Raw genomic sequence first — 23,950 nt, 5'->3', positions numbered from 1 at the left:
CGCCCGGTGCCAGACCGGGCGGCGCAGCGGCCTCAGCGCAGGCGCGGCTGCGGCACCACGTGCAGGTCGCCAGGCAGCGAGGCCAGGTAGGCGCCGATCTGCTTCAGCTCGGCATTGGTGAAGGTGAGCTTCTTCTGGCCGTTGGCTTCCTGCACCACCTGGCCGCGCATGGTGGCGTTGGCACGCCCCACGTTGGCGTTGCCATCGGTGTGGTAGGCGCGCAGCGCAGCGGCCAGGTAGTCGGCGTGCTGGCCAGCCAGCTTGGGATAGGCCGGGTCCATCGGCTTGCTGAAGTTGGCACCGTGGCAGGCCACGCAGGCGGCCATGCGGTCCTTCAGCGCGTCGGGCACCGGCTTGGCCAGGGCCTCGGGCGCCGGGCTGCCGGCGTTCTTGCCCTGCTGCTCGTAGAAGGCGCCCAGATCGGCCATGTCGGCCTCGGTGAGCGAGGCGGCGATGCCGCGCATCGTCGGGTGCTTGCGGTCGCCCTTCTGGTAGGCCTGCAGGGCGGACACGATGTACTTGGCGCCCTGGCCCGAGATCATCGGCACCTTGTAGACCTCGGGGAACGTGGCCTGGTAGCCCACGATGCCGTGGCAGCCGATGCACATGGCGGCCTTGCCTGCGCCCTTGGCCGCGTCGCCCGCGGCAGCCTTGGCGTCCTGGGCCTGGGCGGCACCGCCGATGGCGGCCAGTGCAAAGCCCGTGGCGAGCAGGCGGATGAGCGTGTGGAGCGCGGTGTTCATCGTGGTGGGCAGGCTTGTCTCGTATTAGGTTGGGGCCGGCTACACCATGTCGGAATGCCAGCACTTGATGGCCGTCAACGGCTCTCCGACCCATTATATGGGGCCACTTATACTGGGCTGTCACCCTGGTAGCTGCGCGATTCCCCCAGCTTGGCAAGCTCGCGCACCCTCTTCTCAAACGGCCTGGCCACCCCCTCCAAATGAAGTTCCAAGGTTCCGACAACTACGTCGCCACGCAAGACCTCATGCTGGCGGTCAACGCCGCGATCACGCTCAAGCGCCCGCTGCTGGTCAAGGGCGAGCCGGGCACCGGCAAGACGATGCTGGCCGAGGAAGTGTCGGCCGCCCTCGGCATGCCGCTGTTGCAGTGGCACATCAAGAGCACCACCAAGGCGCAGCAGGGCCTGTACGAATATGACGCAGTGAGTCGCCTGCGCGACAGCCAGCTGGGTGACGAGAAGGTCAAGGACATCCACAACTACATCGTCAAGGGCACGCTGTGGCAGGCGTTCACGTCCGAGACGCCGGTGGCGCTGCTGATCGACGAGATCGACAAGGCCGACATCGAGTTCCCGAACGACCTGCTGCGCGAACTCGACCGCATGGAGTTCTACGTCTACGAGACGCGCGAACTGATCCGGGCCAAGCACCGGCCGGTGGTGTTCATCACCTCCAACAACGAGAAGGAACTGCCCGACGCGTTCCTGCGCCGCTGCTTCTTCCACTACATCAAGTTCCCCGATGCCGAGACGATGCAGAAGATCGTCGACGTGCACTTCCCGGGCCTGAAGAAGGAGCTGCTGGGCGCGGCGATGAAGACCTTCTACGACGTGCGCAACCTGCCCGGCCTGAAGAAGAAGCCCAGCACCTCCGAGCTGATCGACTGGCTCAAGCTGCTGGTGGCCGAGGACATCCCGCTGGAAGTGCTGCAGAGCAAGGACGAGAAGGTCAGCGTGCCGCCGCTGGTGGGCGCGTTGCTGAAGAACGAGCAGGATGTCACCTTGTTCGAGAAGCTCGTGTTCATGCAGAAACACAATCGCTGAACCCATGAAGCCCGTCATCTGCACGCCGCTCACGCTGGAAGGCCCGCATGTGCGCCTGGCGCCGCTGGCGCCCGAGCACGCGCCGGCGCTGCGCGAGGCCACGCGGGACGGCGAGTTGTGGAAGCTCTGGTACACGGCCATCCCCTCGCCCGAGGGCATGGAAGCCGAGATCGCGCGCCGCCTGGGCCTGCTGGAGAAGTCCAGCATGCTGCCGTTCACGGTGTTCAACGCCGCCGGCCAGGCCGTGGGCATGACCACCTACATGAACGTGGACAACGCGAACCAGCGCGTCGAGATCGGCTCGACCTGGTACGCGGCCTCGGTGCAGCGCACGCTGCTGAACACCAATGCCAAGCGCCTGCTGCTGGCCCATGCCTTCGAGGCGCTGGGGTGCATCGCGGTGGAGTTCCGCACGCACCGCTTCAACCAGCAGAGCCGCCGCGCCATCGAGCGCCTGGGCGCGCAGATGGACGGCATCCTGCGCAACCACCAGGTGGCGGCCAACGGCACGCTGCGCGACACGGTGGTCTACAGCATCACGGCCGATGAATGGCCGACGGTGCGCGCACACCTGGATTTCCAGCTCACGCGCCCACGCTGAGCGCAGCACGCGGTCGAGACGCCGGGCTGCGGGCCGCGGGCCCGGCACCTCAGGCGGTGTCGACGAAGTCGGTCCGCGAAACAGGCGGTGTGGGCGGTGTGGTCGACGGTACCGCCGGCGGCATCGGCATCGCACGCCGCACAGCCTGCGGCCACGGCGGTGGCCCGGCCGGTGGCGCGGGGGCCTCGCCGTCCAGCACCACGCGGTCGCGGCCGGCATGCTTGGCGCGGTAGAGCGCCGCATCGGCCCGCTCCATCAGCTGCGCCGGCAGTTCCCCGGCATCGGTGGCCACGGCCACGCCGATCGACACGGTCACGCGCAGCGGCTGTTCGCGCCAGTCGATCTGCGCCTGCGCCAGCTGACTGCGCAGACGCTCGGCCAGGCTCATCGCGGCCGGCGCATCGGTGCGCGGCAACAGCACCACGAATTCCTCGCCGCCCAGGCGGCCCACGGCGTCCAGCGCGCGCGAGGAGGTGATCAGCTCCTGCGCCACGTTCACCAGCACCGCGTCGCCGGCGGCATGGCCCCAGCGGTCGTTGACCTGCTTGAAGTGGTCGATGTCGATGATCAGCAGCGCGAAGGACTCGCCATGCCGGCCCAGCCAGCGGTGCTGGGCGCGCAGCTGGCGCAGCCATTCACCGCGGTTGAGCAGGCCGGTCAGCGTGTCGCGCTGAGAGAGCTCGCGCAGCCGGCCCACCAGGCGCATCACCACCATGGCGGCCATGGACCCGTGCAGCATCAGCAGCGCCACCAGCATCAGCAGCGCCACGGCCACGTGCAGCGGCGCATCCACGTGCAGCGGCCGCGCCGGCGCGCCCACGGCCGAGGCCAGGCGCACCGCGGCCATCACGAAGGTCAGCCCCATCGGCACCACCAGCACCAGGGCGCGGCGCCGGCCGAACTCGGCACACAGCGCGCGGTAGCCCACCGCGATGCTGCGGCCCAGCGCCCACATCAGCGCCACGGTGGTGGTGACGGCCTGCAGGCGCACGCCGGCCGGCTCGTGCAGGCGGGTCATCGCCACCGCCGAGAGGCCGCAGAACAACAGCAGCACGGCGGCCGTCTCGCGGTCGCCCAGTGGCAGGCCCAGGAACACGCGCATGCCGCGGCCGAGCGCCAGCGCGGTGGCCAGCATCACCAGGTTGCTGCCCGACACGCCGACCGGCAGCGGCAGCAGGTCGCGCATCAGCACGATGGCCATCGCCGCCGCGCACAGCAGGCCCGAGGCCAGCCAGTGCCAGGCCGGGCGGCGCGGCAGATCCATCGCCCAGATGCCCACGCCCCACGCGCAGGCCACCGCCACCTGCAGCAGCAGGACGGTCAGCAGCACGAGGGCGACGTTCCCCATCATCGCCCCGTCTATCGGCGCCGGTGCCACACGACTTGAGCGACGCGGATGGCGCAGCGCGGCACTGGGTCACAATCGATCGGATCCACCGGGAGAGTCCATGGCGCGTCGCACACCGATCACGGTCGAACACCTCTGGCAGATGCAGCGCCTGGGCGCGCCCAGCCTGTCGCCCGACGGCGCACAGGCGGTGGTGACGGTGGCGTCGTTCTCGATGGAGGAGAACCGGGCCGAGAGTGCGCTGTGGCTGCTGTCCACGCTGGGCGGCCAGCCGCGCCAGCTGACCCAGTGCGGCGACAAGGACGGCCAGCCGCGCTTCTCGCCCGACGGGCACACGGTGGGCTTCATCGCCCGGCGCGAGCAGCAGGGCCGCAAGGACGAGGCCGCGCAGTTCTACGTCATCCCGGTCGACGGCGGCGAGGCGCGACGCGTGGGCGAGGTGGCCACCGGCGTCGACGCCTTCCGCTGGTGCCCCGACGGCCGGCGCATCGTCTTCGTGTCGTGGGTGTGGCCCGACCTGAAGGGCGGCAAGGCGCAGGCCAAGGCGATGAAGGACCATCGCGAACGCAAGGAGACCGGCTACGCCACCGGCGATGCCATGTACCGGCACTGGGACCACTTCCTGCCCCAGGGACGGGTGCCGCACCTGCACGTGATGGACATCGTCACCGGCAAGGTGCGCGACCTGTTCGAAGGCACCGATCTCGAACTGGGCCGCGCCGAGCCGGGCACCGACTGCTTCGACATCTCGCCCGACGGCCGGCGCGTGGTCTTCGCCTACGACCCCGCGCCCGACAAGCGCCAGGACGGCCGCTTCGCGCTGGCCGAGATCGAGATTGCCAGCGGCCGCGTGGCCACGGTGGCGCAGGACATCGCCTGGGACCTGTCGGCGCCGCGCTACTCGCCCGATGGCGAGCAGCTGGCCTTCATCGCCAGCCACCAGGCGCTGACCCACACCGCGCCGGGCCAGCTGGCCGTGTGCCGCCTGGGCGATGCCTTCGAGGTGCTCAGCGGCGCCTGGGACCATGCCGTGCAGGCACCGCTGCTGTGGGAGGACGATGGTGCGGCGGTGCTGCTGGGCGCCGAGGAGCGCGGGCGCCGCCACCTGTGGCGCTTCAACCTGGCCGACCGGCGCGCCGAGTGCGTGGTGCGCGGCGGCTGGGTGCAGGGCTTCGACAAGGCTGCCGGCACGCTGGTCAGCGTGGCCGATGCGGCCGACCATCCGGCGCGCGCCCATGCCCACCTGCCGGGCCAGCCGGCGCGGCGCATCGAGCGCTTCAACGACACCCTGATGGCCGGCCTGGCCATCGGCCGGCATGAGGAAGTGCGCATCACCGGCGCCCAGGGCGATGCGGTGCAGATGTGGCTGTTCTACCCGCCCGACTTCGACGAGAAGAAGCAGTACCCGCTGATGCAGGTGATCCACGGCGGACCACACACCGCCGTGGGCGACAGCTTCCACTACCGCTGGAACAACCCGGTGTTCGCCGCCGCGGGCTATGTGGTGGCGGTGGTCAACTACCACGGCTCGTCCAGCTTCGGCCATGCCTTCCTCGACAGCATCACCCACCGCTGGGGCGAGCTGGAGCTGCAGGACATCGAGGCCGCCACCACCGAGCTGCTCCAGCGACCGTACATCGATGCCAAGCGCGTGTACGCCACCGGCGGCAGCTATGGCGGCTACATGGTGGCCTGGATGAACGCCCATGTGCCGGCCGGCCGCTACGCCGCCTATGTGTGCCATGCCGGCTGCTTCGACTGGGTGGGCATGTTCGCCGACGATGCCTGGGCCTGGCATGCCAAGGAGCTGGGCGGCTGGTACTGGGACGACATGGCCCGCGTGCAGGCTCAAAGCCCGCACGCGCACGCCGCCAGCATGGCCACGCCCACGCTGGTGATCCATGGCGCACTCGACTACCGCGTGCCCGATGCGCAAGGCCTGGCCTACTACAACACGCTGAAGGCGCTGAACGTGCCGGCGCGGCTGCTGTGGTTCCCCGACGAGAACCACTGGATCCTGAAACCCCGCAACAGCCGCCAGTGGTACCGCGAGTTCTTCGCCTGGCTGGCCGCGCACCGCCTGCCCGATGGCAACGGCCGCACGCGCCGCGCCGCCGACGCACCAGCCCCGCCGGCCCAGGCAGCTGCCGCGGCGCCGCCTGCCGCCACGCGCAAGTCGCGCGCTTGACATCGCCGGCGGCGCCCCTGGCCGACCATCCCGCGCCATGAGCACTGACCGAGAACTGCCCGCAGCGGCCTACACCGCGCTGTCGCCGCGCCTGGTGCGCGCCAGCGAGCTGACCCGCGGCCCCTGGGATCCGCAGCACCAGCACGCCGGCCCGCCGATCGCGATGGTGTGCCGCGCCATCGAGGCGGTGGCCGCCGAACACGGCCTCACGCACATCGGCCGCATCACCGCCAACCTGCTGCGGCCGGTGCCCATCGCCGAGTTGGAGATCGAGGTCAGCACCGACTATGCCGGCCGCAATGCCGCGCACTACTCGGCCAGCCTGTGGGGCGCCGGCAAGGAGCTGGCACGCTTCACCGCCCTGGCCCAGCGGGAGAACGCGCTGCAGCTGCCCGAGGGCCTGGACGGCCACCCGCTGCCCCATGCCCCGCGCACGCCGGACGAGAGCACCCCCAACCGCATGCCCTTCGGCCGCCCGGTCGGCTATGCCGACCTGGTGGAGAACCGCATCGCCAGCGGCCACTTCTTCCGCGGCCGCTGCGCCGCCTGGTTCCGCCTGAACCGGCCGCTGGTGGCGGGTGAGGCGCCCAGCGGCTACCAGCGCGTGGCGGTGGCGGCCGATTCGGGCAACGGCATTTCGGCGGTGCTGGACTTTGCGCGCCACAGCTTCGTCAACTCCGACCTGACCATCAACCTGCTGCGCCGGCCGGTAGGCGAATGGGTGTGCGTGGATGCGCGCACGCTGCTGGCGCCCAACGGCTGCGGCCTGGCCGAATCGCAGCTGTTCGACGAGGCGGGCCTGATCGGCCGTGCCACGCAGAGCCTGGCCGTGCGCGAACGCGGCTGAACGCCGTGCACGCCGCCGCCCCGCGTTGCCCGGGGCCGTGTAGCGCAGCGGACGGCCTGCCGCAGGCGATTGTTGGATACTGACCGGGCTCGCCGTCCGCCCCGTCCCGGCCCGAAGGAAACACCGTGCTGATCAGCTTCTTCTACACCCTGCGCGCCGCCAAGCTGCCGGTCTCGGTCAAGGAGTACCTGACGCTGCTGGAAGCGGTGAAGGCCGGCGTCATCGACACCTCGGTCGACGAGTTCTACTACCTGGCCCGCACCGCGCTGGTCAAGGACGAGGCCCATTTCGACAAGTTCGACCGGGCCTTCGGCGCCTACTTCAAGGGCGTGGAGATGATCGCCGACTTCACCAAGGAGGTGCCGCTCGAGTGGCTGCGCAAGAACCTCGAGCTGGAGCTCAGCCCCGAGGAGAAGGCCAAGATCGAGAAGATGGGCTGGGACGAGCTGATGGAGACGCTGAAGAAGCGCTTCGAGGAGCAGAAGGAGCGCCACGAGGGCGGCAGCAAGTGGATCGGCACCGGTGGCACCAGCCCCTTCGGCGCCTACGGCGTCAACCCGCAGGGCATCCGCATCGGCCAGGACAAGGGCCGCAACAAGAGTGCCGTGAAGGTGTGGGACCAGCGCGCCTACAAGGACTACGACGACACGCTGGAACTGGGCACGCGCAACATCAAGGTGGCGCTGCGCCGGCTGCGCCGCTTCGCCCGCGAGGGCAACGAGCTCGAGCTCGACCTGGACGACACCATCCATGCCACGGCCGCCAACGCCGGCATGCTGGACATCAAGATGATCCCCGAGCGGCACAACAAGGTGAAGGTGCTGCTGCTGATGGACGTGGGCGGCACGATGGACGAGCACATCCACCGCGTGGAGGAACTGTTCTCGGCCACCAAGAGCGAGTTCAAGCACCTGGAGTTCTACTACTTCCACAACTGCGTCTATGACTTCATGTGGAAGAACAACCGCCGGCGCTTCGCCGAGAAGACGCCCACCTGGGACATCATCCGCAAGTACAACAAGGACTACAAGCTGATCTTCGTGGGCGACGCGACCATGAGCCCCTACGAGATCCTGCAGCCCGGCGGCAGCGTGGAATACAACAACGAGGAGCCGGGCGCCGAGTGGATCCAGCGCCTGACCCACGCCTTCCCGAAGTACGCCTGGATCAACCCCGAGCCGCAGGGCGTTTGGCAGTACCGCCAGAGCATCGCCATCATGCAGCAGCTGATGAACCAGCGCATGTTCCCGCTGACGCTGGCCGGCCTGGAAGGGGCGATGCGCCTGCTCAGCAAGTGAGCGTGTGCGCAGGCCGTGCCGGCGCCCGGGCCGGCCGCCGTGCCCGATGATCGCGTGATGCGTTCCGGTCCCTTGTCCTGCTGGTTCGCGCGCCTGCGCGCGGCCGCCCTGCTGCTGGGCGTGGCGGCCGTGGCCAGCGGCTGCGCGCTGCTACCCCCGGTGGGCAGCCCTGGGGCCACGGCCACCACGCCCACCACACCCAGCGCGATGCGGACGGCCTCGGCCCCGGCCTCCAGCGTGCGCGTGCTCGTCGACGCGCCGTCCGAGCTGAAGCCGCTGCTCGAGCGCCACCTCGACCTGTCACGCCTGCAGGACCTGCCCGACGACGAGACCCTGGGCGCGGCCGAGTGGGCGCGCCTGATCGCGGCCACGCCCGCCCAGGTGCGCGAGCTGCTGCAGACCGAGGGCTACTTCGACCCGGTGGTGCAGGTGCAGCGGGGCGACACGGCGGCGCATGTGCAGCTGCGGGTGCAGCCCGGCCCGCGCGTGCGCGTGGCCGGCCTGACACTGGCCTTCGAGGGCGAACTGAGCCAGCGGCTGGAGGCTGGCGATACCGACGCCCAAGCCCTGCGCCGCGCGCTGGACGAGGTGGCCCGTCCGCTCGGCGATGCGGCCTTCCGCAACCCCGCCTGGGCGGACGCCAAGCAGGCCCTGGTGGGCCGGCTGCGCGCGGCCGGCTATGCCGGTGCCGCGCTCAACGGCAGCAGCGCCGACATCGACACCGCGGCGCTGACCGCGCGGCTGTACGTGGTGCTGGACAGCGGGCCGCTGTTCCGCGCCGGGCCGGTGCAGGTCAAGGGCCTGGACGCGCACGACGAGGCCACCGTGGGCTACCTGGCCGGCTTCGGTGCCGGCACGCCGCTCACCGAGGCCCGGCTGCTGGCCTACCAGGAACGCCTGCTGCAGACCGGCCTGTTCGACACGGTGAGCGTCAGCTTCGACCCCAACCCGGCCCATGCCGCCGCCGCGCCGGTGCTGGTGCGCGTGGCCGAGAAGCCGCTGCAGCAGGCCACCGTGGGCGTGGGCTACAGCGCCAACACTGGCCCGCGCGCCACGCTGGAACACACCCACCGACGCCTGTTCGGCTCGGCGCTGACGCTGCACGACAAGGTGGAATGGGGCCGCGACAGCCAGACCTGGAGCGGCGACCTGCTGACCCACCCGGCCCAGGGCTTCTACCGCAACCTGCTGGGCGTGCAGATCGAGCGGGTGCGCAGCGACACCGACATCGTGCTGTCGCAGCGCCTGCGCCTGGGCCGCACGCAGGACACGCCGCGCTTCGAGCGCACGCTGTTCGCCGAACTGCTGCGCTCGCGCCAGAGCGATGCGGCCGGCGTGTCCACCGCCGAGGCGCTGTCGGGCAACGCGCACTTCGTCTGGCGCGAGCTCGACAGCATCACCCTGCCCACGCGCGGCTACAGCCTGTCGCTGCAGACCGGCGCCGGCCAGGCGCGTGCCGACAGCGGCGACGGCCCCTTCGGCCGGCTGTACGCGCGGCTCACCGGCTACCACCCCCTGGGAGCGCAGTGGTACGGCCAGGCCCGCGTGGAGGCCGGCGGCGTGATCAAGCGCGAGGCCCAGGTGGTGCCCGATGCGCTGGGCTTCCGGGCCGGTGGTGACGACTCGGTGCGCGGCTATGCCTACCGCAGCCTGGCGCCGGTGGATGCCAGCGGCAACACGCTCAGCGGCACGCTGCTGCTGACCGGCAGCGTCGAGCTGGCGCGGCCGATCTCGGCCGCCCTGCCCGCCGTGTGGGGCGCGGTGTTCGTCGATGCCGGCCGCGCCGTGGACCACTGGCGCGACTACAGCGCCGCCTGGGGCTATGGCGTGGGCGTGCGCTGGCGCAGCCCGATCGGCCCGCTGCGTGCCGACCTGGCCTACGGGCAGGAGTTGCGCAAGCTGCGCCTGCACATGTCGGTGGGCATCGCCTTCTGAGCCGCACATGAGCGACCCGCGCGATCTCCCGCCAGCGGCCCCGCCGGCACCGGCGCCACACCCGTCCCCCGCGGCTACGCCCGCCCGGCCTGCGCGCCCCGGCCGCCGGCTGGCCCTCGGCATGGGTGGCCTGGCACTGCTGCTGGGTGGGGCGGTGGCCGCGGGCCAGTGGTGGTGGCAGCGCGAGGCCAGCCTGCCTTGGCTGCTGGCGCAAGTGCCGGGCCTGCAGGTGCAGGGTGTGCAGGGCGCACCGGCCGATGCCCGATGGCGCATCGCCCGCCTCGACTGGGCCCTGCCCGCCCAGGCCGGCACGCTGCACATCGAGCAACTGGTGCTGCAGCGCAGCGGCTGGCAGTGGCGCCCGCACACCGGTGCCTGGCTGGGCCTGTCGCTGGCCGAGCTGTCGGCCGCGCAGGTGCGCTACACCAGCGGCCCGCCCTCGACCCAGCCGCTGCAGGCCCCAGCCGATCTGCGCCTGCCGCTGGCGCTGCAGGTGGCGCAGCTGCGCATCGGCACGCTGCAGGTCGATGCCCTGCCGGCGCTGCAGCAGTTGCAGGCCCGCGTCAGCCTGGGCGCCGACGGCGGGACACGCCACCGCGTGGACGAACTGGCCGTCACCGTGGAGCAGGCGCGCGTGGGCGGCGGGCTGCAGATCGGCACCGCCGCGCCGATGACCGTGCAGGCGCAGCTGGACGCCTCCGGCACAGCCGGCGGCCAGGCCCTGCCGTGGACCGCGCGGGCCGAGGCCCAGGGGCCGCTCACGCGGCTGGCGCTGACCGCGCAGTTGCAGGGCCAGGGTGGCGGCACGGCCCCGGCGCCCACCACGGCGCCCGAGGCCCCACGCCTGCAGGCCCAGGCCACGGTGCTGCCCTTCGCGGCCTGGCCGCTGGCCGCGCTGCGCTTCGAGACCCAGGCGCTGGACCTGTCCGCCCTGTCCACCCACCTGCCGGCCACACGCCTGGACGGCCAGGCGCAGGTGGACAGCAGCGGCCTCGACCGCCCGGCACGCGTGCAACTGCAGCTGAGCAACCGGCGCCCGGCGTCCTGGGACCAGGGCGGTCTGCCGCTGCGCAGTCTGGAGGCCGAGGCCCGTGCCACGCCGCAGCAGCCCGATCGCCTGGACATCGCCCGGCTGTCGTTGCAACTGGCCGATGCGCAGGGTGCCGCCGGCCGCATCGGCGGCCAGGGCCACTGGGCTGGCAGCACGGCCCAGCTGACGCTGCGCCTGGACGATTTGGCGCCGTCGCGCCTGGACCGCCGCGCCGCGGCGCTGACGGTCAGCGGGCCGCTGGCCCTCACGCTGAGCGGGCTGGGCAGCGCCGGGTCCACCCCCAGCCTGGGCTTCGACACCACGCTGACCGGCCGGCTGCGCGACGGCGCACAGGGCCCGGTGCAGTTGCGCGCCGTGGGCGAGGCCAGCGCCACGCAGCTGCAGCTGCGCGAGGCCAGCCTGCGTGCTGGCGAGGCCAGCGCCCAATTCAGCGGCCTGCTGCGCCAGCAGGCCTCCGGCTGGCGCGTGCAGGGCCAGGGCCGGCTCGACCGCTTCGATCCCTTGCCCTGGTGGCCCGGCACCGCCGGCAGCGTGTGGGCGCGCGGCCCGCACCGCCTGGCCGGCAGCCTGAATGCCGACCTGCTGTGGCGGCCGCACCAAGCGGCGGCGGCCGGTGGATCGGCCCCCTGGGCCGGCCTGCCGCCGCTGGAAGGCCATGCCGCGCTGACCCTGGCCGACAGCCTGCTGGCCGGCGTGCCCGTGGCCGGCCAGCTGACGGTGGATGGCAGCGCCAGCCGGCCGACGCTGGACCTCGGGCTCAGCGCCGCCGGCAACCGCCTGGCGCTGCGCTGGCAGACCGGTGCACAGCCGGCCGATGACCAGGCCAGCCTGGACCTGCAGGCGCCGCAACTGGGTGCGCTGGCTCCCTGGGGCGCGTGGCTGGCCGAGCTGCAGCCCGCCACGGCCGGCGCCTGGCCGCGCACCGGCAGCCTGAACGGCCGCCTGCGTGCCCAGGGCCGCTGGCCCGCGCTGCGCGGCAGCGAGGGCCAGTGGCAGGCCGACGGCCTGGCGGCCGCCAGCGCCACGCTGCAATCGGCCAGCCTGAACTGGCGCACCGGCGCCGACGCGGATGCCCCGCTGCAACTGCAGCTGCAGCTGCGCCAATGGGCCGCCGGTGCGCAGCGCCTGGAGCGCCTGGAGGCCAGCGCCGAGGGCAGCCTGCGCGAGCACACGCTGCGCCTGCAGGCCGACAGCCCGGTGCGGCCGCCCGCCTGGACCGAGCCGCTGCTGGGCGCGGCCGGCAATGGCACGCGTGTCGAGCTCGAGTCACGCGGCCGCTGGCTGCCCGAGGCCGGTGGCGGCGCACGCTGGCAGGCGCAGGCGGTGCGCCTGCGCGGCGGCGCGCGCGACGCAGTGCGCAGCACGGCCTGGCTGGACGCCCAGTGGCCGCTGGCCGAGCTGCGGCTGGACAGCCGCTACCGCCCGCAGACCTTCGACGCCGGCCCCGGCCGCGTGCAGCTGGCCAGCACCGGCTTCCAGTGGCAGGCGCTGCGCTGGCAGGCCGATGCGGCGCGGCCCGAGGGCCGCTGGGAGGTGCGCGGCACGCTGGAGACCATCGACGTGGCGCGCCTGCTGCAGAAGCTGCAGCCCGAGATGGGCTGGGCCGGCAACCTGACGCTGGGCGGCCGCGTGGACATCCGCAGCGCCGAGACACTGGACGCCGACATCGTGCTCGAGCGCGGTGGAGGCGACCTGAACATCACCGACGAGCTGGGCCAGACCCAGGCCCTGGGGCTGACCGACCTGCGCCTGGCGCTCGGCACGCACGACGGGCTGTGGCAGTTCGCCCAGGGCCTGGCCGGCCGCAGCATCGGCGCCATCGCAGGCGCCCAGGTGCTGAAGGCGCCCGCCGGCCAGCGCTGGCCCGGCCGTGACGCACCGCTGCAAGGCGTGCTGGAGGCGCAGGTGGCCAACCTGGGCGTGTGGGGCACCTGGGTGCCGCCGGGCTGGCGCCTGGCCGGCCAGCTGCACACCAGCGCCAGCTTCGGCGGCACGCTGGGCGCGCCGCAGCTGCGCGGGCGCATGGCGGGCAGCGGCATTGCCGTGCGCCACCTGCTGCAGGGCATCCAGCTGCAGGACGGCGAGCTGGCCATCGCACTGGACGGCGACAAGGCACAGATCGAGCAGCTGCGCTTCAAGGGCGGCGAAGGCGGCACGGTGGCCATCACCGGCCAGGCCGCGCTGGGCGCCGCGCCGTCGGCCACGCTGAACCTGGTGGCCGAACGCTTCCGCCTGCTGGGCCGGGTGGACCGCCGCCTGCTGACCAGCGGCCGCGCCCAGGCCAGGCTGGACGCCGAGCGCCTGCAGGTGGACGGCGAGTTCCGCATCGACGAAGGCGTGTTCGACATCAGCCGGGGCGACGCCCCGACGCTGGACGACGACGTGCGCGTGCGCCGGCCCGGCGACGAGCCGGCCACCGGCCTGGGCGGTGGCGCCAGCGATGCCGGAGCCCGGGCCACGGCCACTGCCACCCCGCTGCCGCTGCCCTTGCGCCAGGCCCGCCTGGCCGTGCAGATCGACCTGGGCGACAAGCTCTCGCTGCACGGCCGCGGCATCGACACCGGCCTGCGCGGCAGGCTGCAGGTCAGCAGCCCCGGCGGCAAGCTGGCGTTGAATGGCACCGTGCGCACCGACGGCGGCCAGTACGCCGCCTACGGCCAGAAGCTGGACATCCGCCGCGGCGAGCTGCGCTTCACCGGGCCGCTGGACAACCCGGCGCTCGACGTGCAGGCCATCCGCCCCAACCTCGACGTGCTGGTGGGCGTGGCGCTCAGCGGCACGGCGCAGGCGCCGCGCATCCGCCTGTTCAGCGAGCCCGAGCTCAGCGACTACGAAAAACTCTCGTGGCTGGTGCTGGGCCGCAGCTCCGACGGCCTGGGCCGCACCGACACCGCGCTGCTGCAGCGCGCCGCGCTGGCCCTGCTGTCGGGCGATGGCCAGGCCCCCACCGACACGCTGCTCGAGACACTGGGGCTGACCGACTTCTCGGTGCGCCAGACCGAGGGCGACGTGCGCGACACCGTCATCAGCCTGGGCAAGCAGCTCTCGCGGCGCTGGTACCTGGGCTACGAGCGCAGCGTCAACACCACCACCGGCACCTGGCAGCTGATCTACCGCATCGCCCAGCGCTTCACGCTGCGGGCGCAGGGCGGCGGCGACAACGCGGTGGACCTGATCTGGTCCTGGCGCTGGTGATCCGGCCCGGCCGGGTCGCCATCGCCATGCGAGAATGCCTGCTGGCCTGCCGCCGTAGTTCAATGGATAGAACGAGCGCCTCCTAAGCGCTAGATGTGGGTTCGATTCCCGCCGGAGGCGCCAGCGCAATGCGCGACATGCGGCTTGGCGCACCCACACGGGTCGGCCCAGCCGCACCGACCGACCGGGCCGGATCGCCCGGCGCAGGATCGCCCCATCGGCCGTTCAGAACCCCAGCCTCAGCGTGACGCGCAGCGTGCGGGGCTCGGCCGGATGCACATGGCGGCCGAACCACGGGTCGCCACCGGGCAGGCGCGAGGTGTAGGCGTACTGGATGTCGTCGACCCGGCGGTTGAACAGGTTGAACACGTCCACGGTCAGCGCGCTGTCGCGGCCGAAGCCCCAGGCGGCCGGCAGCGTGTGGCTCAGCCGCAGATCGGCGGTGATGGCGGGCGTGCTGCGCACGCTGTTGTCCTCGACCAACGCACCCGAACCCAGGTAGCGCCAGCCCAGGCTGGCCGACCATGGCCCCAGCTCGCGCAGCGTGGCCGACAGCGAGGCCACGCGGTCGACCGCGTTCGGGATGCGTCCGCCATCGGCGAACCGGGCATGGGTCCAGGCCAGGTCGGCATCCACCAGCAGCCAGCGCCACGGCTGCCAGCGGTTGTTGAACTCCACGCCGTGGCGGCGGCTGGCCTGCGCGGCCTCGGTGCTGCCGGCGTCGCCCACGTAGACGAGTTCGGACGCCGAGTCCAGGCGCCACAGCGCCAGCGAGCTCTGCAGGCCCGGCAGGGCCTCGGTGCGCAGTCCCAGTTCCTGGCCGCGGCTGGCCACCAGCGGCTGCACGCGATCGGCCGCCGCACCGGTGCGCGGATCGGCCTGCTGGGTCATGCCGCGGGCGTCGTTGCTGTGCAGGCCGCGCCCGGCATTGACGAAGAACTCGGTCCGGGCGAAGGGCCCGAACACCAGGCTGGCGCGTGGCGACCACTGCACCGCGCTGGCGCGCCCGGAGTTGGCTGCGGCAAAGGCGCCGGCATGGCTGTCCACGCGCGCCTGCAGATGGTCCGCGCGCAGGCCGAACAGGCCGCGCAGCCAGGGATTGAAGGTCAGCGCGGTCTGGCCATGGACCCCCAGCATGGCCTGGCGCACCGTGTCGTCCCGGGTCACGCCCAGCACCTGCCGCGCCTGGGTGTCGTACAAGGCCACGCCGATGCGGTCATGGCGCCATTGCAGGCCCCATTCGCTGCGGGCTTCCCAGCCCGCGACGGCGTGTTCCACCGCATGGCTGGCCGCGAGGCCCAGCACGCTGCGCCGGTCGCGCTGGCTGAACTGGTCGCCGGTGTCGGGCCGCTCCAGCGCATAGGTGAAGTTGGACCACAGCTGCAGCCGGTAACGCATCGCGTACGCGGCGATGCGGGTGGTGCCGGCCTCGCTGACGCGGTGCCACTGCCCCGACAGGCTGGCGCGCGAGGTCTCGCCCCCGTCGCTGGTGTCCAGCGTGTCGAAGCGGCCGAAGACGCGGCCGTCGTACGGCTGGCCGAGCAGTGACTCGGGTACCTGGTCGGTGGCGCGCCAATGCGCCGTGTAGGCCATGGCGCTGGCCTGCCAGCCCTGCGCCGGCGTGCCGCCGCTGAGCGTGAACACGCCGTTGCGCCGCCGCAGCCCCTCGCGCAGCGTCCAGGGGCCGTCGTTGCCCATCGACTCCACGGCGGCCAGGGCCGTGACACCCGGGCCCACGTCGCCCGAGCCGGCAGCCACCAGGCGCCGGTAGGCATCGGGGCCCAGCGTGGCCTGCACCCAGGGCGCATCGAACCGGGTGCGGTAGACGATGTCGGCCGCGCCGGCGGCCGAGAAGTCGCCGCCGCGTGCGAAGTACGGGCCCTTGCGGTAGGCGATGCGGTCCACCAGTTCGGGGATCAGGAAGTTCAGGTCGGCGTAGCCCTGGCCATGGCCGTGCGTGGGCATGTTCACCGGCATGCCGTCGACGCTGGTGGCGAAGTCGGTGCCGTGGTCGAGGTTGAAGCCGCGCAGGAAGTACTGGTTGGCCTTGCCGTCGCCCGAGTGCTGCGTGACGATGACGCCCGGCACGAACTCCAGCACCTCGCCCGGGCGCAGCGCCGGGCGACTCTTGAGCAGTTCGGCGCGGATCACGCCCTGCGAGGCGGCGTCGCTGCTGCCCACGCCGTTGTCGTAATGCTGGCCGACGATCTGCACCTGCTGCGTCGACGCGGGCGCGGCGCTGGGCCCTTCAGAGGCGGCCTGGGCGGCCGCAGCGGCCAGCGGCGACAGGGCGCAGGCCAGCCAGGCCGGCCACACCGGGTGACGCGGCGGCGGCGCGGCGGACGGAAGAGAGGACGAAAAGGCGAACGTGTGGGCGCGCGAAGCGCCCGAAAGCGGAAAGGTCATGCCAATGGTCGGTGAGCGGTGAGCGGTCGCACGCTGCAGCCGCCAGCCACACACGGGTGGCACGGTCGGCTCAGGCCGCGCCTGCGGACCGCCAGACCGATGACGGGGGCGGCGCCAGGGGCGCGGTGTGCGTCGAAACAAGGGCCCGCGAGCGGGGCCCGCGTGGCTCAGCCGATCGGCGGCTCGGCCGGCGGCGCCAGGTCGGCATCGACCCAGGCCGCCGCGGCCACGGCGGGCCATGCGCCGGCCTCGGCCCGTGCCGGCGCGCCGAGGCCCTGCGGGCCGGTGCCCAGCAACAGCGTGGCGCTGCCCAGGGCGGCGCCGGCCGTCAGATCGGCCAGCGCGGGGTCCTGCGCCTGGGCACCGAGCACACGCACGCTGTCGTCGTCCGCGCCGTGCCAGTGCCGCAGCAGACCGATGTGGCTGTGCCCGTGCGATGCAGCGCCGAGGGCATGGGCGCGGGCATGGGCGGCATCGGCCAGTGCCTGCACCTGGGCCAGGGCCTGCCCGATCTGGCGCAGCACCTGGGTTCCAAGGTCCGGGCCGTCGACCCGGGCGGCGGCGGACAGACCCGCCGCCAACCCCGCGGGCGGCGTGGCATGCCAGTGCTGGGGCCCCAGCATGCGCAGCAGGCTGCCCGACGTGGCGTAGACCGCCAGCGCGCCGATCAGGCACCAGACCAGCGCGGCACGCAGCGCCGGCCGGCCAACGCCAACGCTGGACACCCTTGCCCGCGACCGGGCGAACCGGGCGCTGGTGGAGTGGGTGGAACGATGCATCACGGCGAATGCATTGTGCCGCTGATCGGTGGCGGGCCGATGACACCGGCCGCGCTGTCGCCTGCGTGCACCCGCCGTGGGGCGGGGGCGACCACAATGCAGACCGCTGCCCTCCGAGGCCCAATCCAGGAGAACCCATGTTCCGTGCCATCCAGCTCGAGCAGAACGCCGACAAGACCACCGCCGCCGTGCTGAAGGATCTCGACGACAGCGCCCTGCCCGCCTTCGAGGCGCGCGGCGTCACGGTCGACGTGGCCTACTCCACCGTCAACTTCAAGGACGGCCTGGCCATCACCGGCCGCTCGCCCGTGGTGCGCAAGTGGCCGATGGTGCCCGGCATCGACTTCGCCGGCACCGTGTCGGCCAGCGACGATCCGGCCTGGCAACCCGGCGATGCCGTGGTACTGAACGGCTGGGGCGTGGGTGAATCGCACTGGGGTGGCCTGGCGCAGAAGGCGCGCGTGCTGGGTGACTGGCTGGTGCGCCTGCCGGCCGGCCTGAGCCCGTTCGAGGCCATGGCCATCGGCACCGCCGGCTACACCGCGATGCTGTGCGTGCTGGCGCTGGAGCGCCAGGGCGTGAAGGCCGGCGACGGCGAGATCCTGGTCACCGGCGCCAGCGGTGGCGTGGGCTCGGTGGCGGTGTCGCTGCTGCACCGCCTGGGCCACCGCGTGGTCGCCTCCACCGGCAAGGCCGACGAGGCCGCCTACCTGCAGGGCCTGGGCGCGGCCGAGGTGATCGACCGGGCCGCGCTGTCCGCGCCCGGCAAGCCGCTGCAGAAGGAGCGCTGGGCCGGCGTGGTCGACACCGTGGGCTCGCACACGTTGGCCAATGCCTGCGCCAGCACGCGCTACGGCGGCGTGGTCACGGCCTGCGGCCTGGCCCAGGGCATGGACCTGCCGGTGACGGTGGCGCCCTTCATCCTGCGCGGCGTGTCGCTGATCGGCATCGACAGCGTGATGGCGCCGCGCGCCCAGCGCGAAGCCGCCTGGGCACGCCTGGCCAGTGACCTGGACCGTGTCGCGCTGCAGCGCATCGCACAGACCATCGGCCTGGCCGAGGCCCTGGAGGCCGCGCCGCGCATCCTGGCCGGCGGCGTGCGTGGTCGGCTGGTGGTGGATGTGAACCGCTGACGGCGGCGCATGAAAAAAGCCGCCTGCGAGGCGGCTTCGGCGGGATCACGCCGCCACACAGGCGGCCGGCGGCTCAGGTGAGCAGGTCGGACGCCTGGAAGTCGGTGTTCGGCGCCGGCGCGGCGGTCTCTTCGTCGCGCGCGCGCTGCACCTGGGCCTGCTTGGCCACCATGCGGCTGAGCACGCCAGCCTCCTCGGTCAGCGACATGAAGCCGGGGTACAGCGAGCGCTCGGTGGCCAGGCGCTCGGGCTGGCCGGCGAACTCGCCGATCTGCGTCATGACGTAGGAAAAATCCACACCCAGCAGCACGGCCGGGGCATTCACCGAGCGGTTCATGCGCTCGCTGGCCAGCACGCGAAAGCCCAGCATGCGCTCGTAGTAGCGCACGTGGCGGGGGTTCACCTCGATCAGCAGCGTGTCGAACCCGCGGATGCGGTGCGCCACGATGTAGGCCACGTGGAACAGCGTGGCCAGCACGCGCTTGGTGCCCACCGTGGGATCGACCGCCAGCTTCGTGAACTCGCAGATCTTGCGGTTCTGCGCGCGCAGCGCATTCACCTCGGGTGCAAAGGCGTCGTCGACGCTGAGCTTGGCCTCGGAGCCATCCATGGCCACGGTGATCGTGCCGATGGTGTTCTCGTCTTCCACCGCCACCAGGGTGAAGCGGTGCACCGTCTGGTCGGTGGGCAGGCGCACTTCCTTGTAACCGCGCCAGCCGTAACGGTTCTTCAGCAGGCTGTCGACCATGCCGCGGCGGCCCTGGGAGTCGGCGGTCTTGATCTTGAAACGCCGCGGTCCTGCCGAGCCGTCGGGCAGCAGGTCAATGCGCGGGCTCTGCACCAGCATGCTGCCGGAGGGAGGCCGCCAGCGCATGGACGCGGCGAAGAGCGTGCTGGATTTCACGAGTGAATGCCTTGCGGGGAATCCGTCACGGAATGGGAAACAGGGTTGATGATAGCCGTCCCGAAAGACCGCGCTGCTTCGTCTTACCCCTAGCGTCGCCAGGCAACAGCTGGTGCCCGGTCATTCATATCATTGTCACAACGCGGGCATGCGGTCCATCCGTTGAACAGAGGGTCTCACGAAGCGCTTTCGCCGGGGGTATCCAGCAGTGACAGCAGTTGCGGCAGGCTGTCGGCCTCGTGCAGCGGCTTGTCGGGACGCAACCGCAGCATGCGTGGAAAGCGCACCGCGATGCCGCTCTTGTGCCGGGCGCTGCGCTGCAGGCCCTCGAAGCCCAGTTCCAGCACCAGCGTGGGCCGCACGCTGCGCACCGGCCCGAACTTCTCCAGCGTGTGGGCGCGGATCACGCGATCGACCGCCGCGAACTCGGCATCGCTGAGGCCGGAATACGCCTTGGCGAAGGGCACCAGCTGCAGCGCGCCCGGCTGCGCGGGTTCGCGCCGGGCGATGGCGTCCACCACGGCCTGGGCCTCGGCGGCGTCCTGCGGCGCGCGGTTCCACACCGCGAAGGTGTAGTCGGTGTAAAGGCCAGCACGCCGGCCGTGGCCGGCCTGGGCGTAGATCAGCACCCCGTCCACGGTGTAGGGCGCCACCTTCCACTTCCACCAGCCGCCGGCCGCCAGGCCCGCTGCCTTGGTGCGGCCGCTGCCATACGGCGCCTCGCGGTGCTTGAGCATCAGCCCTTCCACGCCGAGCTCGCGGCTGCGGGCCCGCTGCGCCGCCCAGGCGGGCCAGCCGGCCAGGTCTGCCACACCGTCCAGTGCAGCGGCGTCCGGCAGCCCGGGGGGCGGCGGCGACACCCGTGGCGACACCAGGGGCGACACCAGGGGCGAAAGACGCAAGGTGCCGGCGCCGTCACGACCGTCCAGCAGGGCCTCGAGCTGCGCCCGGCGCAGGTGCTGGGGCTGGGCGCGCAGGTCCTGCCCGTGCTGCTCCAGCAGGTCGTAGGCCACGAACACCACCGGGGTCTGCGCCAGCAGGCGCTTGCTCAGTGTCTTGCGGTTGATGCGGGTCTGCAGGGTCTGGAAGGCGGCGGGCCGGGCGGCACCGGCCGGCCACACCAGCAGTTCGCCGTCCAGCACGGTACCGGCCGGCAGCGCGGCGGCGGCGGCCTCCACCTCGGGAAAGCGCCCGGCCATCAACTCCTCGCCGCGCGACCACAGCCAGACGCCCGCGTCGCCGCCGGTCCCCCGGCGCACCAGCTGTGCGCGGATGCCGTCGAACTTCCACTCCGCCAGCCACTGGCCGGCGTCGCCCAGGCGCGCGGCCAGCGCGTCGGCGCTGTCGTCGCCGGGCTCCAGCGGATGGGCCAGGTAGAAGGGATAGGGCTGGCCGATGTCGCGGCGGCCGGGGGCATCGGCCGGCGCCAGCAGGGCCTGCAGTTGCGCCGCGTCGGGCCGGGCACGGCCATCGCCGAAGCCCATCATGCGCTGCGCCACCAGGGCGGCGGGCAGGCCGGCATGGCGCGCCAGCGCCCGTTGCACCAGCAGCTTGCTGACGCCGACGCGAAAACCGCCGCCGATCAGCTTGACCAGCACGAAGCGCTCGGCGGGCGCCAGTTCGTCCCACCATGCGCGCAACTGCGCGGCCTGATGCACCGGATCGGCGCCGCGCAGCGGCAGCAGGCGCTGCTCGACCCAGTGGGCCAGACCCAGGTCGCTGGCCCGCGCAGGGGGTGGCAACAGGTGGGCGATGGTTTCGGCCAGATCCCCCACCGCCTGGTAGCTGGCCTCGAACAGCCACTCGGGCACACCGGCGGCGGCCTGGGCCTCGGTGCGCAGCAGCGCGGTGGGCACGGTCTGGCGCGGCCGGCCGCCGGCCAGGAAGTACACGGCCCAGGCGGCGTCTGGCGCCGGCGCCTCGGCCAGGTAGGCCGCCATCGCGGCCACCTTGGCCTCGGTGCTGGTACTGGCGTCCAGCGCGGCGTACAGGGCGGCAAAGCGGCGCATCAGCCACCCGCCTTCGGGTCATCGGCCTCGCCGGCCGCAGCCACCGGTGCGGCGCCACGCGGTGCCGGCGCGGCATCCTCCTGGCCGAACTCGGTGCGGAAGGCGCCGGCATCCAGCCCCTGCTCGCGCAGCCAGCGCACCATCACCGCCTCTTCGCCGTGGGTGACGATCACGCGCTCGGCCCCGGTGGCGCCGATGGCGCGCTGCAGGCCGGGCCAGTCGGCGTGGTCGCTCAGCACGAAGCCGCGGTCCACACCCTGGCGCCGGCGCGCACCGCGCAGCTGCATCCAGCCGCTGGCGAAGGCGTCGCTGAAATCACCCAGCTTGCGCGCCCATGCACTGCCGTGCACGGCCGGCGGCGCCACCACAAGCGCGCCGGCCAGTTGGCGGGCCTCGGGCAGTTCACCCAGCGTCCAGGTGGGCGGCAGCGGCACGCCGGCGGCACGGTAGGCCTCGTTCAGCGGTGCCACCGCGCCATGCACGACGATGGGGCCGATCGACGCATCCACACCCGCCAGCAGGCGCTGGGCCTTGCCCAGGCTGTAGGCCATCAGCAGGCTGGGACGGCCGGCGGCGGCGTTGGCCCGCCACCAGGCGTCGATCTGGCCGAAGACCTCGACCTGCGGTGCCCAGCGGTAGACCGGCAGGCCGAAGGTCGACTCGGTGATGAAGCAGTGGCAGCGCACCGGCTCGAAAGGCGCGCAGGTGGCGTTGGACTCGTCGTGCGCGCTGAGGAAGTAGTCGCCCGAGGCCACCCACACCTGGCCGGCATGTTCCAGCCGCACCTGGGCCGAGCCCAGCACATGGCCGGCCGGGTGCAGGCTGATGCGCACGCCGTGGTGCGTGACCGCCTCGCCATACGCCAGCCCTTGCAGCGGCAGCGCCGCGCCCAGGCGGCTGCGCAGCAGGCCGGCACTGACCGCCGTGGCCAGCACGTGGCCGTGACCGGCCCGCGCATGGTCGGCATGGGCATGGGTGATCACGGCGCGCGGCACCGGCCGCCAGGGGTCGATGTAGAAATCACCCGGCGGGCAGTACAGGCCCTGTGGCCGCTCGACGACCAGATCAGCCACGACAGGGTTCAGGCAGGGCGGGCTTTCGCAGGCGCATGGGCGCGATGCTAGCGATCACCGACCGAATCTGCAGCGCCGCGCGCTGGCGGCGCGCACCCGGCGCGGAGATTCACTTGGCGCGGGGATTCACCTGGATCGGCTGCGCGGGCTGGGGCTGTGCGAATTCCACCGGCTTGGCGCGCTGCAGGTTGCTGGTGGAGTCACTGCCCGAACCGAGCGTGGGCAGCAGGCTGGTGAGCGCCGATGGCCGCAACTCGATGTCCGAGTGCGCCGGCCCCATCCAGCCCACATAGCTTTCTCGGTACTCGGCCTCCCAGCCCACCTTGCCCACGCGGCGCGGGCCACCGTCGGGCTTCATCGGGCTGATCACGTACTCCACAGAGACGATCGCCTGCAGCCGCTCGGTGTTGGAAACCAGCCAGTCGGTCCGGCTGCGCCAGGTGCCCAGCACGTCGACGATCACCTCGACGAAGAACTCGGGCTCCCCCTCGCTCTCCGGGTTGGGGTTGAGCATCACGTTCTGCCTCACCAGCGCCGACGCCAGCAAGTTGGCGAACTGGCGGCCGTCGCTGTTGTTGAAGCTCGCGTCCTTGATGTAGGTGTTGTCGTTGCGCAGCGCAGTGAAGCCTGTGACACCCCGCGCGTGCGGCACGGTATGGCTCAGGGCATCGGCCAGATAGGGCCTGCCGCCGTTGACCGCACCACCACCTTCGTCATTGACGACGGTGGTCTCCAGCAGGATGCGGCGGTTGCGCAGGGTGTCCAGCGGCAGATCGCCGATCACCTTCTTGGCTGCGGCCGACACCAGCGCCTGCTCGATGGCGAAGCGCTTGCCGCCCCCATGGGCCGGCAGTGCGGTGAAGGTGCCGCAACCGCAGGCCATCGCCGCGGCGCCCAGTGCTGCGGCGATGGCCAGGCGCCGCATCACTTCTTGGTGTACGTGTAGACGGTGACGCCGTTCACCACGGTGCTGCCGCTCTGCACGTAGGTGGTACTGCCGATCTTGGTGGTGGAGCCCAGGTTCTTGGCCTGCAGGAAGTTGCCGTTGGCGTCATAGACGACCGATTTCTGCACCGCCGCCGCGTAGTAAGGCGACGATCCCGCATTGCCAACGCCGTAGGTCTTGTACGCGTTGGCCCAGCCCTGCACCGTGTAGAGGTTCTTGTAGGGGTCGAACGGGGCGGTGGGCGTCACCGCCTTGGGCGGCGCGGTGGGTGTGACCGGTGTGACCGTCCGGATGTTGGTGCACTTCGGGCCGAATGCGGCCAGGCTGCTGGCCGACACCGTCTGCCCCTGGCAGGTGGCGGTGTAGGTGGCGGCCGAAGCCCCCGTTGACAAGCCGGCCAGCAGGGCCAGGCCAGCGGCCAGGCGAAGGGTTCTCGTGTCCATGCGACGTT

General features: G+C 72.3%; 17 protein-coding genes and 1 tRNA gene. 9 read left to right on the top strand and 9 right to left on the bottom strand.

What is annotated here, in order from left to right:
• Positions 1-32: 32 nt before the first annotated feature.
• The gene (locus tag AACH10_RS07970) at positions 33-743 is read right to left on the bottom strand and encodes a c-type cytochrome (RefSeq protein ID WP_341409839.1); all 711 of its coding nucleotides are present in this window, start codon (positions 741-743) and stop codon (positions 33-35) included.
• A 200-nt stretch (positions 744-943) separates the two neighbouring features.
• Here AACH10_RS07970 and AACH10_RS07965 point away from each other — a divergent pair, with 200 nt between their 5' ends.
• The gene (locus AACH10_RS07965; RefSeq protein ID WP_341409838.1) at positions 944-1,786 is read left to right on the top strand and encodes an AAA family ATPase; all 843 of its coding nucleotides are present in this window, start codon (positions 944-946) and stop codon (positions 1,784-1,786) included.
• Positions 1,787-1,790: 4 nt separating this feature from the next.
• A complete protein-coding gene (locus AACH10_RS07960) occupies positions 1,791-2,387 on the top strand; it encodes a GNAT family N-acetyltransferase (RefSeq protein WP_341409837.1) in 597 nt (198 codons plus the stop codon).
• Positions 2,388-2,436: 49 nt separating this feature from the next.
• Here the strand turns inward: AACH10_RS07960 and AACH10_RS07955 are convergent, their stop codons facing one another.
• On the bottom strand, positions 2,437-3,717 hold the full coding sequence (locus AACH10_RS07955; protein ID WP_341409836.1) for a GGDEF domain-containing protein: 1,281 nt from the start codon (positions 3,715-3,717) through the stop codon (positions 2,437-2,439).
• A gap of 118 nt (positions 3,718-3,835) precedes the next feature.
• Between AACH10_RS07955 and AACH10_RS07950 the strand changes: the two genes are divergently transcribed.
• The 6 genes from AACH10_RS07950 to AACH10_RS07925 all read left to right on the top strand — a co-directional run bounded on the left by AACH10_RS07950 (position 3,836) and on the right by AACH10_RS07925 (position 14,372).
• Complete coding sequence (locus AACH10_RS07950) at positions 3,836-5,923, top strand: S9 family peptidase (protein WP_341409835.1); 2,088 nt, start codon at positions 3,836-3,838, stop codon at positions 5,921-5,923.
• Between the two features lie 37 nt (positions 5,924-5,960).
• Positions 5,961-6,770, top strand: coding sequence for a thioesterase family protein (locus AACH10_RS07945; RefSeq protein WP_341409834.1), 810 nt, complete (start codon positions 5,961-5,963; stop codon positions 6,768-6,770).
• Positions 6,771-6,895: 125 nt separating this feature from the next.
• The gene (locus AACH10_RS07940) at positions 6,896-8,068 is read left to right on the top strand and encodes a vWA domain-containing protein (protein WP_341409833.1); all 1,173 of its coding nucleotides are present in this window, start codon (positions 6,896-6,898) and stop codon (positions 8,066-8,068) included.
• 57 nt (positions 8,069-8,125) lie between these two features.
• Positions 8,126-10,003 carry an autotransporter assembly complex protein TamA gene (locus AACH10_RS07935; RefSeq protein WP_341409832.1) on the top strand — a complete coding sequence of 626 codons (1,878 nt, stop codon included), beginning with the start codon at positions 8,126-8,128 and terminating at the stop codon, positions 10,001-10,003.
• A 121-nt stretch (positions 10,004-10,124) separates the two neighbouring features.
• Positions 10,125-14,249 (top strand): translocation/assembly module TamB domain-containing protein, encoded by a 4,125-nt coding sequence (locus tag AACH10_RS07930; protein WP_341409831.1) that lies wholly within the window; start codon positions 10,125-10,127, stop codon positions 14,247-14,249.
• A 48-nt stretch (positions 14,250-14,297) separates the two neighbouring features.
• Positions 14,298-14,372 (top strand) — tRNA-Arg (locus AACH10_RS07925).
• Positions 14,373-14,474: 102 nt separating this feature from the next.
• Here AACH10_RS07925 and AACH10_RS07920 read toward each other — a convergent pair.
• Both AACH10_RS07920 and AACH10_RS07915 read right to left on the bottom strand, forming a co-directional pair.
• Complete coding sequence (locus AACH10_RS07920) at positions 14,475-16,655, bottom strand: TonB-dependent receptor (protein WP_341409830.1); 2,181 nt, start codon at positions 16,653-16,655, stop codon at positions 14,475-14,477.
• Positions 16,656-16,822: 167 nt separating this feature from the next.
• On the bottom strand, positions 16,823-17,434 hold the full coding sequence (locus AACH10_RS07915) for a hypothetical protein (RefSeq protein ID WP_341409829.1): 612 nt from the start codon (positions 17,432-17,434) through the stop codon (positions 16,823-16,825).
• 137 nt (positions 17,435-17,571) lie between these two features.
• Here AACH10_RS07915 and acuI point away from each other — a divergent pair, with 137 nt between their 5' ends.
• Positions 17,572-18,567, top strand: coding sequence for an acrylyl-CoA reductase (NADPH) (gene acuI, locus AACH10_RS07910; protein WP_341409828.1), 996 nt, complete (start codon positions 17,572-17,574; stop codon positions 18,565-18,567).
• Positions 18,568-18,640: 73 nt separating this feature from the next.
• On the opposite strand, the gene AACH10_RS07905 is transcribed toward acuI, so the two are convergent.
• The 5 genes from AACH10_RS07905 to AACH10_RS07885 all read right to left on the bottom strand — a co-directional run bounded on the left by AACH10_RS07905 (position 18,641) and on the right by AACH10_RS07885 (position 23,942).
• Positions 18,641-19,441: an N-acyl amino acid synthase FeeM domain-containing protein gene (locus AACH10_RS07905; RefSeq protein WP_341409827.1), complete on the bottom strand. Its 801-nt coding sequence runs from the start codon at positions 19,439-19,441 to the stop codon at positions 18,641-18,643.
• Positions 19,442-19,647: 206 nt separating this feature from the next.
• Positions 19,648-21,480 (bottom strand): ATP-dependent DNA ligase, encoded by a 1,833-nt coding sequence (locus AACH10_RS07900; protein WP_341409826.1) that lies wholly within the window; start codon positions 21,478-21,480, stop codon positions 19,648-19,650.
• On the bottom strand, positions 21,480-22,553 hold the full coding sequence (locus AACH10_RS07895) for a ligase-associated DNA damage response exonuclease (protein WP_341409825.1): 1,074 nt from the start codon (positions 22,551-22,553) through the stop codon (positions 21,480-21,482). The genes AACH10_RS07900 and AACH10_RS07895 overlap by 1 nt, the downstream gene beginning before the upstream one ends.
• Before the next feature lie 109 nt (positions 22,554-22,662).
• Positions 22,663-23,478, bottom strand: a complete 816-nt coding sequence (locus tag AACH10_RS07890; protein WP_341409823.1) for a hypothetical protein — start codon at positions 23,476-23,478, stop codon at positions 22,663-22,665.
• The gene (locus AACH10_RS07885; RefSeq protein ID WP_341409822.1) at positions 23,478-23,942 is read right to left on the bottom strand and encodes a hypothetical protein; all 465 of its coding nucleotides are present in this window, start codon (positions 23,940-23,942) and stop codon (positions 23,478-23,480) included. The genes AACH10_RS07890 and AACH10_RS07885 overlap by 1 nt, the downstream gene beginning before the upstream one ends.
• Positions 23,943-23,950 lie beyond the last annotated feature (8 nt).

Origin of the sequence: Pseudaquabacterium inlustre (assembly GCF_038066595.1) — a bacterium.
In the GTDB taxonomy this organism is placed as follows: Bacteria; Pseudomonadota; Gammaproteobacteria; order Burkholderiales; family Burkholderiaceae_C; genus Pseudaquabacterium; species Pseudaquabacterium inlustre.
This window is presented reverse-complemented; position numbering and strand designations above follow the sequence as displayed.

Excerpts from the sequence above, each read along its gene's own strand:
- AACH10_RS07920 (WP_341409830.1), bottom strand. The coding sequence starts at position 16,655 with ATGACCTTTCCGCTTTCGGGCGCTTCGCGCGCCCACACGTTCGCCTTT.
- AACH10_RS07890 (WP_341409823.1), bottom strand. The coding sequence starts at position 23,478 with ATGCGGCGCCTGGCCATCGCCGCAGCACTGGGCGCCGCGGCGATGGCC.
- AACH10_RS07935 (WP_341409832.1), top strand. The coding sequence starts at position 8,126 with ATGCGTTCCGGTCCCTTGTCCTGCTGGTTCGCGCGCCTGCGCGCGGCC.
- AACH10_RS07885 (WP_341409822.1), bottom strand. The coding sequence starts at position 23,942 with ATGGACACGAGAACCCTTCGCCTGGCCGCTGGCCTGGCCCTGCTGGCC.
- AACH10_RS07915 (WP_341409829.1), bottom strand. The coding sequence starts at position 17,434 with ATGCATCGTTCCACCCACTCCACCAGCGCCCGGTTCGCCCGGTCGCGG.
- AACH10_RS07950 (WP_341409835.1), top strand. The coding sequence starts at position 3,836 with ATGGCGCGTCGCACACCGATCACGGTCGAACACCTCTGGCAGATGCAG.
- acuI (WP_341409828.1), top strand. The coding sequence starts at position 17,572 with ATGTTCCGTGCCATCCAGCTCGAGCAGAACGCCGACAAGACCACCGCC.
- AACH10_RS07970 (WP_341409839.1), bottom strand. The coding sequence starts at position 743 with ATGAACACCGCGCTCCACACGCTCATCCGCCTGCTCGCCACGGGCTTT.
- AACH10_RS07905 (WP_341409827.1), bottom strand. The coding sequence starts at position 19,441 with ATGCGCTGGCGGCCTCCCTCCGGCAGCATGCTGGTGCAGAGCCCGCGC.
- AACH10_RS07965 (WP_341409838.1), top strand. The coding sequence starts at position 944 with ATGAAGTTCCAAGGTTCCGACAACTACGTCGCCACGCAAGACCTCATG.
- AACH10_RS07945 (WP_341409834.1), top strand. The coding sequence starts at position 5,961 with ATGAGCACTGACCGAGAACTGCCCGCAGCGGCCTACACCGCGCTGTCG.
- AACH10_RS07900 (WP_341409826.1), bottom strand. The coding sequence starts at position 21,480 with ATGCGCCGCTTTGCCGCCCTGTACGCCGCGCTGGACGCCAGTACCAGC.
- AACH10_RS07930 (WP_341409831.1), top strand. The coding sequence starts at position 10,125 with ATGGGTGGCCTGGCACTGCTGCTGGGTGGGGCGGTGGCCGCGGGCCAG.
- AACH10_RS07960 (WP_341409837.1), top strand. The coding sequence starts at position 1,791 with ATGAAGCCCGTCATCTGCACGCCGCTCACGCTGGAAGGCCCGCATGTG.